Source organism: Agromyces sp. NPDC004153 (assembly GCF_053603635.1).
The window spans coordinates 1,167,078-1,180,788 of record NZ_JBSGFY010000002.1 but is presented as its reverse complement, the minus strand read 5'-3'; the positions used below and the strand labels follow the sequence as shown (position 1 = coordinate 1,180,788).

The window sequence follows — 13,711 nt, the reverse complement described above, 5'->3', positions numbered from 1 at the left end:
TTCCGAGGGTGCCTGCGGGGCTCGCGCTCGGTGCCCGCTCATGCCGACGTCTCCGGCAAAGCGGCACGGCGAGGCAAGAGGGGTCAGAAGGGCGGCGCGTCGGGTGGAGTTCCAACCTGACGAGCCGGTCGTACCTGACGAGCCGGTCGGGCCGAACCTGGTGGCGGAAAGCGCGTCGGATCGGGCCCCGGAATCCGCACCGACGGCTCGGTGATGTATCGACGACCCGCCAACGAGCGCCATTCGAGCGTGCCGTGCTCGAGATGTCGTACTGACCAGGAGGTCTCGTGCTTCACGTGGTGATGGGACGGGCAGAGGTGCGCCAGATTGTCGAATGCGGTGCGGCCGTCGTCGGCCCAGTCCTCGGTGTGATCGAGCTCGCACCGAGCGGCACGGCGGTTGCAGCCGGGGAACCGGCAGGTCTCATCGCGAACCCGCAGCCAACGGGCGAGGTCGGCGGGCGGGCGGTAGGTGGTGCGGTCGACGTCGAGCACCGTGCCCGAAACCGGGTGAGTGAGGATGCGCGTGAATGAGGGTGCGTGCGCGGCGAGCCTTCGGGCCGTCTCGGCGTCGATCGGGCCGTAGCCGTCGAGGTCGGCGGGTGCGTCGTCGAGGCCGAGGAGCGTGAGCACCGGCACGGTCACGTGCACCGTCGGTCGAACGGTCGCCGCGGCGACGTGGAACGCCTCGCCGATCGGCGGGACGCCGTGGAGCAGCAGGTCGCGCGCGACATCGGCTCGGAGTTGGTCGGGCGTTCTGGAGTCGCCGACTCCCGCCACCTCGTCGTCGCGCACGTCGGCGGCCACCCGGGTGAGCCGGTCGTGGATCAGGAGGGCGTCGCTCGCCGGGAGGTGCAGGTGCAGCCAGGCCATGCCGTCGCGCGCGGGTTCGAGCTCGATGCGGCGTTCGGCGATTGCCTGCTCGTGGCGTTCCCTGAGCGATTCCGCCTGCAGGGACTCGCGCAGGCGTCGGGCGACGCGACGCAGGCCGGCAGCCGTCATCGTCGCGGCGCGCTCGGCGAGCTCGATGTCGAGTCGAGCCCGCACGGAGGCATCGGTGAGCCCCGCGGTCTCGTCGACGACGACGCGCGCGTGCGACTCGTCGACATCGCCCGAGCGAAGTGCCGCAAGAGTCGCGGGGAGGTGGTTCGCAAGCGTCCACGACTCCGACACGAGCCGCATCATCGTGCGCTCGGGGAGTCGCAACGCCGTCGCGAGTTCTGCGATCACGGCACGTCGGGCGACCTCACGTCGACGTTCAGGTCCCAGGGATGGCGCGGTGAACGCATCAGCGCTGCGCATCGCGTAGTCGACCGCGAGATTGATCACGTCGACGCGCATCGCCGCCTGCATGGCTTCGAGCCGACGGGTCTGGACTGCGGCGTCGATCAATCCGGCGAGGCCGTCTTGGGCGATCGCGAACGGCGAGGACTCGGGCGCAGTGGCGATCGCGGGAGGGGGCGTCGCGATCGCCGTGGGCATGCTTCGATTCTAGCGAAATTCGAACGTATGTTCGAGTGCTGTGGACAACTCGCGAGGGAGTGAGGAACTCGCGAGGGGAAGGAGCAAACGAAGTGCCCGAAGCGTGCTCGTGAACGCGCGCAGGAGCGACGCGGGAGCCCGGCCGCCCTCCGACCGCGCCGACGTTCAGTCGAACCCGAGGCTGAGCTTGCGCAGCAGCGCCGCGAGCCGCTTCTGCTCGGCGGCCGGCAGGCTCTCGAGCAGCTCCGACTCGGCGTCGACGAGCCGGGTGATGGCGGCGTCGACCCGCGTGAGGCCGGCCGGGCTCATCTCCACGAGGATGCCGCGTCCGTCGTTCGGGTCGGTCTGCCGCGAGACGAGCCCGCGCTCGACGAGCCGGTCGATGCGGTTCGTCATGGTGCCGCTCGAGACGAGGGTCTGCTGCAGCAGCTGCTTCGGCGAGAGCCGGTAGGGCGTGCCCGCGCGCCGCAGCGCCGAGAGCACGTCGAACTCGGATGCCTCGAGCTCCGACCGTGCGAACGCTTGGCGCCGCGCGCGGTCGAGGTGCTTCGACAGCCGTGCTACGCGCGAGAGCACCTGCAGCGGCGCGAAGTCGAGGTCGGGACGCTCGCGCTCCCAGTCGCCCACGATCCGGTCGACCTCGTCAGCATCGGTCATCCCGCCATCATCCCACCGCCGGGGTGCGACGGATGCCGCGCGGCGGCAGCCCACGGCAGTCCAAAGCGAGCGGATGCCGCGGGGCCGCACGCGTGCGCCATGGCAGACTTGTGGGCGGCGCAGGGCCCGACCCCCGCGCAGTCCGCCATGGTGTAACGGCAGCACGACAGCCTTTGGAGCTGTGAGGACCAGGTTCGAATCCTGGTGGCGGAGCATGGACCAGCAACTCGCCATCATCGTGCTCGCCGCAGGCCAGGGCACGCGCATGAAATCCGCCACCCCGAAGCTCCTGCACCCCCTCGCGGGGTCGCCCATCGTGGCCCACGTGCTGCGCACGGCGCAGGCGCTCGACGCCGCGCACGTGATCGCCGTCGTGCGGCACGAGCGCGACCAGGTCGCGGCCGCCGTCGAGGCGACGCTGCCCGGCACGGTCGTCGTCGACCAGGACGAGATCCCCGGCACCGGGCGCGCGGTCGAGCAGGCCATCGCGGTGCTGCCCGACGACTTCGCGGGTGAGGTCCTCGTGCTGAACGGCGACGTGCCGCTCCTCGATGCCGACACGCTCGCCGCCTTCCTCGAGCGGCACCGCGGCCATGCCGCGCAGGCATCCGTGCTCTCGGCGTTCTACGACGACCCCACGGGCTACGGCCGCGTCGTGCGCGACGACCACGGCGCGTTCGACCGCATCGTCGAGCAGAAGGACGCGAGCGACGACGAGCGTGCGATCGACGAGATCAACGCCGGTATCTACGCATTCGGCGCGGGCGCGCTGCGCGACCAGCTCGCGAACCTCACGACCGACAACGCGCAGGGCGAGAAGTACCTCACCGACGTGATCCAGCTGCTGCGCTCCGCGGGCTCCGAGGTCGAGGCCGTGCCCGTGTCGGCGCCGTGGCTCGTCGCGGGCATCAACGACCGGGCGCAGCTGTCGGAGACCGCGGCTCGCCTCAACGCGCTCATCGTGCGCGGCTGGCAGCTCGCCGGCGTCACGATCGAGGACCCGGCCACGACGTGGATCGACCTCGACGTGAAGCTCGAGCCCGACGTGACGATCCGCCCGGGCACGCAGCTGAAGGGCGCCACGGTCGTCGCGACCGGCTCCGTGATCGGCCCCGACACGACGCTCGTCGACTGCGAGGTCGGCCGGGGCGCCGAGGTGAAGCGCACGGATGCCACGCTGTCGGTCATCGGCGACGGGGCAACCGTCGGCCCCTTCTCGTTCCTCCGGCCCGGCACGGTGCTCGGCGCCGACGGCAAGATCGGCGCGTTCGTCGAGACGAAGAACGCGACCATCGGCGAGGGCAGCAAGGTGCCGCACCTCTCGTACGTCGGCGACGCCACGATCGGGGTGCACTCGAACATCGGCGCGGGCTCGATCTTCGCCAACTACGACGGCGTGCGGAAGCACCACTCCGAGGTGGGATCGCACGTGCGCACCGGCTCGCACGGCGTGTTCGTCGCGCCCGTTAGGATTGCCGATGGGGCCTACACGGGCGCCGGCACGGTCGTCCGCAAGGACATCCCGGCCGGGGCGCTGGCCGTGAACGTGGCCCCGCAACGCAACATCGAGGGATGGGTCAGGACGCACCGACCCGGCACTGCGGCGGCCCAGGCGGCCGAGGCGGCCGACGAGGCATCCGGGCCCGAATCGCACGACGCAGCCGCCGACTGACGCACCGGCCCACGCGGGTGGAGAGGACACACCACATGTCGGGAATCGAGACCACCGGATCGAAGCGCCTCGTGCTCGTCTCCGGCCGGGCCCACCCCGAGCTCGCGGAGCAGATCGCGGAGGAGCTCGGCACGGAGCTCATGCCCACCGATGCGCGCACCTTCGCCAACGGGGAGATCTACGCCCGCTTCGACGAGAGCGTGCGCGGCACCGACGCCTTCGTGATCCAGTCGCACACGTCGCCCATCAACGAGTGGCTCATGGAGCAGCTCATCATGATCGACGCGCTGAAGCGCGCGTCGGCCAAGCGCATCACGGTCGTCTCGCCGTTCTACCCCTACGCCCGCCAGGACAAGAAGGGCCGCGGTCGCGAGCCCATCTCGGCACGGCTCGTCGCCGACCTCTACAAGGCCGCCGGCGCCGACCGCATCATGTCGATCGACCTGCACGCGGCGCAGATCCAGGGCTTCTTCGACGGCCCCGTCGACCACCTCTTCGCGATGCCTGTGCTGCTCGAGCACTTCAAGGCGCGGCTCGACCCGACGACCCTCACGGTCGTCTCGCCCGACATGGGCCGCGTGCGCGTCGCCGACATCTGGAGCGACAAGCTCGGCGTGCCCCTCGCGATCATCCACAAGCGCCGCGACCCGCTGGTGCCCAACCAGGTGTCGGTGCACGAGATCGTCGGCACCGTCGAGGGCCGCGTGTGCCTCCTCGTCGACGACCTCATCGACACCGGCCGCACGATCGTCAAGGCCGCCGAGGCGCTGAAGGCCAACGGCGCGATCGGCGTGGTCGTCGCGGCGACGCACGCGGTGTTCTCGCACCCGGCCGTCGAGATCCTGCAGAACGAGTCGATCGACGCGGTGGTCGTCACCGACACGCTCCCCATCCCGCCCGAGAAGCGCTGGGACCGCCTCACGGTGCTGCCCATCGCGCCGCTGCTGGCCCGGGCCATCCACGAGGTGTTCGAGGACGGCTCGGTGACGAGCATGTTCGACGGCGCCGCATAGGCCGACCGATGGCCATCTCGACCCCGCGACCCTGGCTGGCCTCCTACGCCGAGGGCGTGCCCGACGACATCGAGGCGTTCGAGGGGTCGCTCTACGACCTCGTGCGCGGCTCCGCGGACCAGTACGGCGACCACGTTGCGCTCGAGTTCTTCGGCGCCACGACGACCTACGGGCAGCTCGTCGACCAGATCGAGCGCGCGGCCGAGGGCCTGCGCATCCTCGGCGTGCAGAAGGGCGACCCGGTCGCGCTGGTGCTGCCGAACTGCCCGCAGCACGTCGTCGCCTTCTACGCGGTGCTGCGCCTCGGCGCCATCGTCGTGGAGCACAACCCGCTCTACACGCCGCGCGAGCTGCGCCACCAGTTCGAGGATCACGGCGCCCGCGTCGTGATCACCTGGGACAAGGTGGTCGGCACGATCCAGGACTTCCCGGCGGATGTCGCGGTGGCCTCGATCGTGTCGGTCGACGTCACCCGTGCGATGCCGTTCCTCACGCGGGCGATGCTGCGGCTGCCGATCGCGAGGGCACGGGAGGCGCGGGCCGCGCTCACCACGAAGGTGCGCGGCACGACGCCGTGGCAGGAGCTCGTGGCATCCGCCCCCGTCGACGCGCACATCATCGGCCCCGAGGCCTCGGACGTCGCGCTCATCCAATACACGAGCGGTACCACCGGCAGCCCCAAGGGCGCGACCCTGACGCACGCGAACCTCGGCGCGAACGCGGCGCAGGCGCGCGCGTGGGTGCCGCAGGTCGAGCGCGGCACGTCGGTCGTCTACGCCGTGCTGCCGATGTTCCACGCCTACGGTCTCACGCTGTGCCTGACGTTCGCGATGAGCATGGGATCGCGCCTCGTGCTCTTCCCGCGGTTCGAGGCCGACCTCGTGCTGAAGGTCGTGAAGAAGCATCCGCCGACGTTCTTCCCCGCGGTGCCGCCGATCTACGACCGGCTCACGAAGGCGGCGGCGGCCGAGGGCGTGTCGCTGCAGGGCATCGAGATCGCCATCTCGGGCGCGATGCCGTTGTCGGCCGAGGTCGTGGAGCCGTGGGAGGCCGCCACGGGCGGCTACCTCGTCGAGGGCTACGGCCTCTCCGAGTGCTCGCCCGTGCTCATGGCCAACCCCGTCGCGCCGAGCCGGAAGGCGGGCACGGTCGGGCTGCCGCTGCCGTCGACCGAGGTGCGCGTCGTCGACCCCGACGAGCCCACGCGCGACCGCGAGCCGGGCGCCGAGGGCGAGCTCATCGTGCGCGGGCCGCAGGTGTTCTCGGGGTACTGGCGCAAGCCCGAGGAGACCGAGGCCGTGTTCGTGCCCGCCGACGACGGCGGCGCCGACTGGTTCCGCACCGGCGACATCGTGGCGATCGACGACGAGGGCTTCGTGCGCGTGGTCGACCGCATCAAGGAGCTCATCATCACGGGCGGCTTCAACGTCGCTCCGAGCGAGGTCGAGGAGGCCCTCCGCGCCTACCCCGACGTCGAGGACTGCGCGGTCGTCGGCCTGCCCGACGAGCACTCGGGCGAGCAGGTCGTCGCGGTCGTCGTGCTGAAGGAGGGCGCGACGTTCGACGCCGCCGCGATCCGCGAGTTCGCGCGCGCCGGGCTCACGCCCTACAAGGTGCCGAAGCGCGTGGTGCAGGCCGACGACCTCCCTCGGTCGCTCATCGGCAAGGTGCTGCGCCGCCAGGTGCGCAACGGGCTCCTCGAGGGCTGAACGCCGTGCCGTTCCTCTCGGGCGAGTCCGCGGGCGCGCTCGCGCGGCTCGTCGCGCTCGAGTCCGGGGCGTCGGGTGGTTCGACGGGCCGTGCGGATGCCGCGCCGCTCGAGCGGCTCCGCGGCATCCGTGCGCTCGCGGCCGCCCTCGATGCCGACCCTGCGGCGCTCGCGGCCGTGCGCGAGGCGCTCGACGGCGGCGCCTCGTGGGACGAGGTCGCGGATGCCGCGGGCCTCAGCGCGTCGGCGGCGAAGTACCGCTGGGCGGGCGGCGACGACGCCATCGCGGAGCGACAGGAGGCGAGCCGCCGACGCAAGCGGGAGCGGCCGTCGAGCGTGCCGACCGACCTGCCCGGGCTCTCGGTGTCGGATGCCGCGAAGCGGCTCGGCGTGACGCCGCAGGCGATCTACCAGCGCGTGAACCGCGGGCTGCTGGAGGCGACCACCGTCGAGCTGCCCGACGGGCGGAAGTACAAGCGCGTGTTCCTGCCGGACGTGGCGGAGCACGGCGCGAGCGACTGACGAGCACGGACGCCTACGTGCGGACGCCCGTCGGCGCCGGCTGCGGGCCCGACGGCATGATGCCGAGGTTGGCCACGAGGCGGCTGCCGCCGTCGCCCCGGATCTCGTAGCACAGCCAGCCCGGGCCGCCCGGGCCGAAGAACTCGAACGCGACGCGGCCGCCCGCGGCATCCGTGTCGTAGCCGGCGACGACGACGGCGCACGTGCGCTCCGCCGAGGAGTGCGCCACGGCGACCGACGAGAGCACGAGCGGCATCACCATCGCGGCGAGGGCCACGAGGACGGCGATGCGCAGCACCCTGCGTCGCCGCTCGCCCGGCATGGGGGCCTCGTCGAACGGGTCGGGCTCGAGCTCGGGGTGGCGTTCGCTCATCGCCGGCCCTCCACGAGGATCGAGGCCACGCCGGCCGCGCTCGCGACGAGCGTGGTGACCGCGACGCCGACGAGGACCCCGCGCGGCGGCGTGATCGTGAGCGTCTCGCCCATGAGCTGCCGCCGACGCACGGCGCCGACGACGACCGCGGCGCCCGCGGCCGCGAACAGCAGCGCGCCCACCGCGAGCAGCGCGGGCTCGCCCGCCACGAGGCCCGCACGGAGCGCGAGCAGCGCGTTCACGGCGATCGCGAGCGACGTGCGGACCCACGAGAGCGACGTGCGCTCGGGCTGCAGGCCGGGATCGCCGGTGGCGGGGATGCGGTAGGTGGTCACGGGAGCACCGTTCAGGACACCAGGAGGAGGAAGGTCAGCACGGCCGCGGTGAGCAGGCACGCCCCGGCGAGCGCCGGCAGCACCCAGCTGTAGGGGAGCGGACGGCGTCGTCGGATCGCGATCTCGTTGGCGCGCCACCGCGTGTAGGACACGACGCTCAGCACGGCCGCGATGAGGCCGAGCGCCACGGACACCGAGACGAGCACGACGCGCGGCTCGAGCGTTGCGGCGAACTGGTGCAGCAGCACGCCGCCGGCGAGGAGCGCGAGCGCCGTGCGGATCCACGCGAGGAACGTGCGCTCGTTCGCGAGCGTGAAGCGGTAGTCGGGGTCGTCGCCCTCGTGCTGCCACGCCGGTGTGCGCATCGACGCCCTCCTCGCCTCGGGCATCCAGCCTAATGCGAGGAGGGCGTCACGGCTCCGGGCGTGGGGCGCCGGATGCGCGTCGCGGGCCCGCGTCGCGGGTCGTTAGTGCGACGAAGGCGTCGTCTCGATCTCCGAGCGGTCGCCCGACCAGAGCGTGTGGAACACACCGGGCTTGTCGACGCGCTGGTAGGTGTGCGCGCCGAAGAAGTCGCGCTGGGCCTGGATGAGGGCGGCGGGGAGGCGCTTCGCGCGCAGGGCGTCGTAGTAGGCGAGCGACGACGAGAACGCGGGCGTCGGGATGCCCGCCTGCGCCGCGGTCGCGACGACGCGGCGCCAGCTCTCCTGCGCGCTCGTGACGGCGTCGCGGAAGTACGGCGCCACGACGAGCGCGACGAGCGACGGGTCGTCGGCGTAGGCCTCGGCGATGCGGTTGAGGAAGCGGGCGCGGATGATGCAGCCCGCGCGCCAGATCTTCGCGATGTCGCCCTTGTGGATGTCCCAGCCGAACTGCTCGGCGCCCGAGACGATCTCGTCGAAGCCCTGCGAGTACGCGATGATCTTCGACGCGTAGAGCGCCTGGCGCACGTCCTCGATGAAGGCCTCGGGGTCGTCGACCGTCCACTCGGTCGACGGGCCGGGGAGGTCGGCGGCCGCGTCGCGCTGGGCGCGCTTCGACGAGAGGCTGCGCGCGAACACGGCCTCGGCGATTCCCGACTCGGGAACGCCGAGCTCGAGCGCGTTCTGCACCGTCCAGGCGCCGGTGCCCTTGGCGCCGGCCGAGTCGAGGATGACGTCGACGAGCGGCTTGCCCGTCTCGGCGTCGACCTGGCGCAGCACCTCTGCGGTGATCTCGATGAGGTAGCTCTCGAGCTCGCCCGTGTTCCACTCGGCGAAGACGTCGGCGATCTCGGCCGGGGTCTTGCCGGTGCCCGTGCGGATCAGGTCGTAGGCCTCGGCGATGAGCTGCATGTCGGCGTACTCGATGCCGTTGTGCACCATCTTCACGAAGTGGCCGGCGCCGTCGGTGCCCACGTGCGTCACGCAGGGCTCGCCGTCGGGCGCGACGGCCGCGATGGTCTGCAGGATCGGGCCGAGCGTCTCGTAGGACTGCACCGTGCCGCCGGGCATGAGCGACGGGCCGTGGAGCGCGCCCTCCTCGCCGCCCGAGACGCCCATGCCGACGAAGTGGATGCCGGTCGGCGCGATCTCGGCCTCGCGGCGGATGGTGTCGTGGAAGTTCGCGTTGCCGCCGTCGACGATGATGTCGCCCGGCTCGAAGCGCTTGACGAGCTCGGAGATCACCGCGTCGGTGCCCTTGCCCGCCTGCACCATGATGATCGCCGTGCGCGGCTTCGCGAGGGAGGCGACGAACTCGTCGTAGCCCTCGGCCGCCTCGAACCCGGCCTCGGGGTGCTCGGAGGTGAGCGTGCGGGTGCGCTCGGGGGATCGGTTGAACACCGCGACGGTGTTGCCCTCACGGCTGGCCAGGTTGCGGGCGAGGTTCGACCCCATCACCGCGAGTCCGACGACGCCGATATTTGCTGATCCGTTTGCAGGCACGAAAGCTCTCCTCGTGAGTTCGGGGGGTCGCCAACCAGCGTACTGTGAGCGCGGCTCACCGTTGCGCGCTGTTGCGGTGAGGGCCGTGCGGCGGATGCCCCGGCGGGGCCGTTCGGCTACCCTGCCACGCATGACCGCCCCGCCATCGCCGCCCCGCCTCGTCGTCATGGGACCGAGCGGCGCCGGCAAGTCCGTGGTGGGCGCCGCGCTCGCGGAGCGACTCGCGGCCCGGTTCCCCGGCCTCTCGTTCGTCGACGCCGACGACCTCCATCCCGCCGCCAACGTCGAGAAGATGCGCGCCGGCGTGCCGCTCGACGACGTCGACCGGCTCCCGTGGCTGCGAGTCGTGGGGGAGGAGCTCGCAGCAGGCGAGACCGGACGGGTCATCGCGTGCTCGGCGCTGCGCCGGGGCTACCGCGACGTCATCCGCGGGGCGTGCCCCGACGCGGCGTTCGTCGAGCTCGTCGTGCCGACGGACGAGCTCGCCGACCGGCTCGGATCGCGCCCCGGCCACTTCATGCCGGCGTCGCTCCTCGCCTCGCAGCTCGAGGCCCTCGAGCCGCTCGAGGCCGACGAAGCCGGCACCCGCGTCGTCAACGTCGGCTCGGTCGACGAGGTCGTCTCGCGGGCGATCGCGGCCATCGAGCGGGGCTGGTAGACTCACCCCTTGGTCTCCCGCGTCAGCGGCGCGGGCGATCGACATACTTCGGCGAGGGAGGCCCGGCCATCCGCGAGAGCGGCGGGCGGGGCATCCGTGATCGACGCGGTGGAACCAGGCTTCACGGCTGTTTCCTCACGCATCAGCGCATGTCACATGCCGCGCGTTCGAGTCGAGACGACAGACACCCCCATCTGGGCCGCGAGCCCGCAAGGAGAACCACCATGGATGAAGACAACAAGGTCGAAGCCGGCACCCGCGACACGTTCGGCAAGGGTGCGGCGCGCAAGATCCGCGCCACCGGCCAGATCCCGGCCGTGCTCTACGGTCACGGCACCGCGCCGCAGCACCTCACTCTCCCCGGCCACCAGGTCGGCCTCCTGATCCGCAAGGCGAACGCCGTGCTCGACCTGCAGATCGACGGCAAGAGCCAGCTCGCCCTCGTGAAGGACGTGCAGAAGGACCCGGTGCACCAGGTCATCGAGCACCTCGACCTCATCGTCGTGAAGCGCGGCGAGAAGGTCCAGGTCGAGGTGCCCGTGCACCTCGAGGGCGAGCCGTTCACCGGCACCATCGCCGACCTCGACGCGAAGACGCTGCTGCTCGAGGTCGAGGCGACCCACATCCCCGAGCGGATCGTCGTCGAGATCGAGGGCCTCGAGGAGGGCACCCAGATCCTGGCCGGCGCCGTCGAGCTCCCGAAGGGCGCGACCCTCGTGAGCGACGCCGAGACGCTCGTCGTCAACGTCCACGTCCCGCAGAAGGTCGACCTGGGCGAAGAGGCAGAGGCCGAAGAGGCCGAGGGCGAGGAGGCCGTCGAGGGCGAGGAGGCCGCCGAGGAGGCTGCCGCCGAGTCCGCCGAGTAGTCGCTCGGCGCCCACACGCGCACGGGGCCTGCGGCACCGCATCCGGGTACGCTCGGACTGCGGGCCGCAGGCCCCGCCCCGTTTCCCCCGAACTCCGCGCCGTCGAGAGGAGCCGCCCATGGGCCTCCTCGACCGCCTGCGCTCCCGCCGGAAGGACGACTCCGTGGCCGACAACACCTGGCTCGTGGTCGGGCTCGGCAACCCCGGCGCCCAGTACGCCGCGACGCGGCACAACGTCGGCCAGTTCGTCGCCGACGAGCTCGCGTCGCGCATCGGCGCGACGTTCAAGTCGCACAAGACGCCGTCGCGCGTGGCCGAGGGCTTCCTCAGCCCCGGCGGCCCCAAGCTCGTCATCGCGAAGCCGAACAGCTACATGAACACGTCGGGCGGACCCGTGTCGGCGCTCGTCAAGTACTACTCCCTGCCCGTCGACCGCGTCGTCATCGTGCACGACGAGCTCGACATCCCGTTCGACACCGTGCGGCTCAAGCAGGGCGGCGGCCACGGCGGCCACAACGGGGTGCGCGACGTGACGAAGGCGCTCGACGGCGGTGGCTTCACGCGCGTGCGGGTGGGCATCGGCCGCCCACCGGGCCGCCAGGACTCAGCCGATTTTGTGCTCAAGGAGTTCTCGGGCGCCGAGCGCCAGGCGGTGCCGAACCTCGTGTCGGATGCCGCGGACGCCGTCGAGGCGATCGTCGAGCACGGTCTCGTGGCCGCGCAGCAGCGGTTCCACTCGCCGGCGTAGGGGTTCAGCGACCTCGGGACTTGACCCTGCACCGGGGTGCAGGCTCGATGATGACGGCATGACCCAGTCACTGACTCACGTCTCCGTCAGCCCCGCCCCCTTCGCGAACCGGCCCGCCCCTGTCCGATTCGGGCGCGCAGGAGCGCTCTACGACCTCGTCGTGACGGTCGCGTTCGCGACGCCGTGGACCGCGACCGCCATGCTCGACCTCCAACGCAGGATCCACACGGCGCTCGGGCTCGGCGGCGCGCCGCTGCCGGAGTTCGGACCGGTCGAGCTCATGTTCCTCAGCATGATGGGGACGGTCGTCACGATGTGGGCGATCGCCAGGCTGCGTCATCCGATCATGGACCTCATCGCGATCGACACGGTCGGCCGCGTAGCGTTCTCGGCATGGATGGTCGTCGCACTGGCCTCGGGAGCGAGCGCGCTGCTCGCGCTGTTCCTCGTACTGGAGCTGGCCTGGGCGGTGCTGCAGGGCGCGGGTCTCGTGGCGCAGTGGCGGAGTCGGCGAATGTCGTCGTCGCGGACGGCGCCGGCGCCGGCGTGATGTTCACCTCCGACCTCGCGGCTGCGGCGGGCGTGCCCGTGAGCACCATCCGCTTCTACGAGCGACGCGGCCTCATCGCCGAACCGGGACGGAGCCACGGCGGCTACCGGCGCTACCCCGAGGCGACCGCGGCGCGCGTGCGCTTCATCGGTCGCGCCAAGGCGCTCGGGTTCACGCTCTCCGAGATCGCCGGGTTCCTCGAGGTCGCCGACCGCGGCGCGCCGCCGCCGGTCGACGGCTTCGCGCGCGACCGGCTCGCCGACCTCGATCGCCGCGTGGACGACCTGCTCCGGGTGCGCGCCGCGCTCGTCGCGCTCGCCGAGGAGGCGCCGCGGCCCGGCGAGTGCCCCGTGATCGACGCCCTCGGCCGGTCAGATCAGCCCGCGGAGGAACTCCTCGGGTGAGACGCCTGCGGCACGCGCCCGTTCGACGAGCCGCGCGTGCTCCTCGGTCGTGAGCTCGAGCGAGAGCGTGGTCCAGTCGGCGGCCGGGTCGTCGAAGTCGAAGAGCGTCGCGTCCTCGGCGGCGCGGTCCTCGAGCGCGGTCGCCGCGGGCGCGCTCGGCGGCCTCACCGTCGCCTCTGCGGCGCTCGCGTGGGTCACGGATGCCGCAGCATCCGTCGCGGGCTCGCAGGCGCCCGTCCACCCGGGACCGCTCGGCACGTCGCGGCGGCCCTGCTGGTAGGCGAGCGCGACCGCGCGGGCGCGCTCGTCGGCCGCCTCGTTGGCCGGATGTCCCGCGTGCCCGCGCACCCATTCGAACCGGTAGCGGCGGCCCTGGGTCGCCGCGTCGAGCGCCTGCAGCAGCTCGAGGTTGAGCACGGGCTTGCCGTCGGCCTTGCGCCAGCCCTTGCGCTTCCAGCCGGCCATCCACTTCGTGACGGCGTTGATCACGTACTGGCTGTCGCATTGCACGAGCAGCTCGTCGTCGAGGTGCGCCGTCGCCCGGAACAGCTCGAGCACGGCCGTGAGCTCGCCCTGGTTGTTCGTGCCGCGCGGCCAGCCGCCGGCCGCCCAGCACGTGTCGTCGACGTACCAGGCCCAACCGGCGGGGCCTGGGTTGCCGAGGGCGGATCCGTCGGCTGCGGCGATGATCATGCAGGGTGTCCTTCCGTCCGGCGCTCATGCTAGCGGGAGCGGGCGTCACGGCGTTCGCGTCACGCCGTTCGCGGCGAGCGCACTCCGGATGCCGCGTCGGTGGCCG

Annotated in this window: 16 protein-coding genes and 1 tRNA gene; 10 read left to right on the top strand and 7 right to left on the bottom strand. The window is 72.1% G+C overall.

What is annotated here, in order from left to right:
* Positions 1–83: 83 nt before the first annotated feature.
* The gene (locus ACWEOH_RS19505; RefSeq protein WP_452033794.1) at positions 84–1,481 is read right to left on the bottom strand and encodes a DUF222 domain-containing protein; all 1,398 of its coding nucleotides are present in this window, start codon (positions 1,479–1,481) and stop codon (positions 84–86) included.
* A 165-nt stretch (positions 1,482–1,646) separates the two neighbouring features.
* The gene (locus ACWEOH_RS19500; RefSeq protein ID WP_148734333.1) at positions 1,647–2,138 is read right to left on the bottom strand and encodes a MarR family winged helix-turn-helix transcriptional regulator; all 492 of its coding nucleotides are present in this window, start codon (positions 2,136–2,138) and stop codon (positions 1,647–1,649) included.
* 141 nt (positions 2,139–2,279) lie between these two features.
* Here ACWEOH_RS19500 and ACWEOH_RS19495 point away from each other — a divergent pair.
* The 5 genes from ACWEOH_RS19495 (at position 2,280) to ACWEOH_RS19475 (ending at position 7,053) form a co-directional block, all read left to right on the top strand.
* Positions 2,280–2,351 (top strand) — tRNA-Gln (locus tag ACWEOH_RS19495).
* Between the two features lies 1 nt (position 2,352).
* Positions 2,353–3,810 (top strand): bifunctional UDP-N-acetylglucosamine diphosphorylase/glucosamine-1-phosphate N-acetyltransferase GlmU, encoded by a 1,458-nt coding sequence (gene glmU / locus ACWEOH_RS19490; RefSeq protein WP_148734334.1) that lies wholly within the window; start codon positions 2,353–2,355, stop codon positions 3,808–3,810.
* Between the two features lie 35 nt (positions 3,811–3,845).
* The gene (locus ACWEOH_RS19485) at positions 3,846–4,823 is read left to right on the top strand and encodes a ribose-phosphate diphosphokinase (protein ID WP_452033791.1); all 978 of its coding nucleotides are present in this window, start codon (positions 3,846–3,848) and stop codon (positions 4,821–4,823) included.
* An 8-nt stretch (positions 4,824–4,831) separates the two neighbouring features.
* On the top strand, positions 4,832–6,532 hold the full coding sequence (locus ACWEOH_RS19480; protein WP_452033790.1) for a long-chain-fatty-acid--CoA ligase: 1,701 nt from the start codon (positions 4,832–4,834) through the stop codon (positions 6,530–6,532).
* Positions 6,533–6,537: 5 nt separating this feature from the next.
* On the top strand, positions 6,538–7,053 hold the full coding sequence (locus ACWEOH_RS19475) for a hypothetical protein (protein ID WP_452033788.1): 516 nt from the start codon (positions 6,538–6,540) through the stop codon (positions 7,051–7,053).
* A gap of 13 nt (positions 7,054–7,066) precedes the next feature.
* Here the strand turns inward: ACWEOH_RS19475 and ACWEOH_RS19470 are convergent, their stop codons facing one another.
* The 4 genes from ACWEOH_RS19470 to gndA form a co-directional block, all read right to left on the bottom strand.
* A complete protein-coding gene (locus ACWEOH_RS19470; protein WP_148734338.1) occupies positions 7,067–7,426 on the bottom strand; it encodes a hypothetical protein in 360 nt (119 codons plus the stop codon).
* Positions 7,423–7,761 carry a DUF202 domain-containing protein gene (locus ACWEOH_RS19465; RefSeq protein ID WP_452033786.1) on the bottom strand — a complete coding sequence of 113 codons (339 nt, stop codon included), beginning with the start codon at positions 7,759–7,761 and terminating at the stop codon, positions 7,423–7,425. Before ACWEOH_RS19465 ends, ACWEOH_RS19470 begins: the two co-directional genes overlap by 4 nt.
* A gap of 11 nt (positions 7,762–7,772) precedes the next feature.
* The gene (locus tag ACWEOH_RS19460; RefSeq protein WP_452033784.1) at positions 7,773–8,126 is read right to left on the bottom strand and encodes a YidH family protein; all 354 of its coding nucleotides are present in this window, start codon (positions 8,124–8,126) and stop codon (positions 7,773–7,775) included.
* A 102-nt stretch (positions 8,127–8,228) separates the two neighbouring features.
* On the bottom strand, positions 8,229–9,638 hold the full coding sequence (gene gndA, locus ACWEOH_RS19455; protein WP_452033926.1) for an NADP-dependent phosphogluconate dehydrogenase: 1,410 nt from the start codon (positions 9,636–9,638) through the stop codon (positions 8,229–8,231).
* A 178-nt stretch (positions 9,639–9,816) separates the two neighbouring features.
* Here gndA and ACWEOH_RS19450 point away from each other — a divergent pair, with 178 nt between their 5' ends.
* From ACWEOH_RS19450 to ACWEOH_RS19430, 5 genes are all read left to right on the top strand, one after another.
* Positions 9,817–10,344 (top strand): gluconokinase, encoded by a 528-nt coding sequence (locus ACWEOH_RS19450; protein WP_452033782.1) that lies wholly within the window; start codon positions 9,817–9,819, stop codon positions 10,342–10,344.
* A gap of 224 nt (positions 10,345–10,568) precedes the next feature.
* The gene (locus ACWEOH_RS19445; protein ID WP_452033780.1) at positions 10,569–11,210 is read left to right on the top strand and encodes a 50S ribosomal protein L25/general stress protein Ctc; all 642 of its coding nucleotides are present in this window, start codon (positions 10,569–10,571) and stop codon (positions 11,208–11,210) included.
* A 118-nt stretch (positions 11,211–11,328) separates the two neighbouring features.
* Complete coding sequence (gene pth, locus ACWEOH_RS19440) at positions 11,329–11,958, top strand: aminoacyl-tRNA hydrolase (protein ID WP_452033778.1); 630 nt, start codon at positions 11,329–11,331, stop codon at positions 11,956–11,958.
* A 58-nt stretch (positions 11,959–12,016) separates the two neighbouring features.
* A complete protein-coding gene (locus tag ACWEOH_RS19435; RefSeq protein WP_452033776.1) occupies positions 12,017–12,508 on the top strand; it encodes a hypothetical protein in 492 nt (163 codons plus the stop codon).
* Complete coding sequence (locus tag ACWEOH_RS19430; RefSeq protein ID WP_452033924.1) at positions 12,508–12,912, top strand: MerR family transcriptional regulator; 405 nt, start codon at positions 12,508–12,510, stop codon at positions 12,910–12,912. The genes ACWEOH_RS19435 and ACWEOH_RS19430 overlap by 1 nt, the downstream gene beginning before the upstream one ends.
* On the opposite strand, the gene ACWEOH_RS19425 is transcribed toward ACWEOH_RS19430, so the two are convergent.
* Complete coding sequence (locus ACWEOH_RS19425; RefSeq protein ID WP_452033775.1) at positions 12,880–13,605, bottom strand: RNase H family protein; 726 nt, start codon at positions 13,603–13,605, stop codon at positions 12,880–12,882. The genes ACWEOH_RS19430 and ACWEOH_RS19425 overlap by 33 nt on opposite strands.
* Positions 13,606–13,711 lie beyond the last annotated feature (106 nt).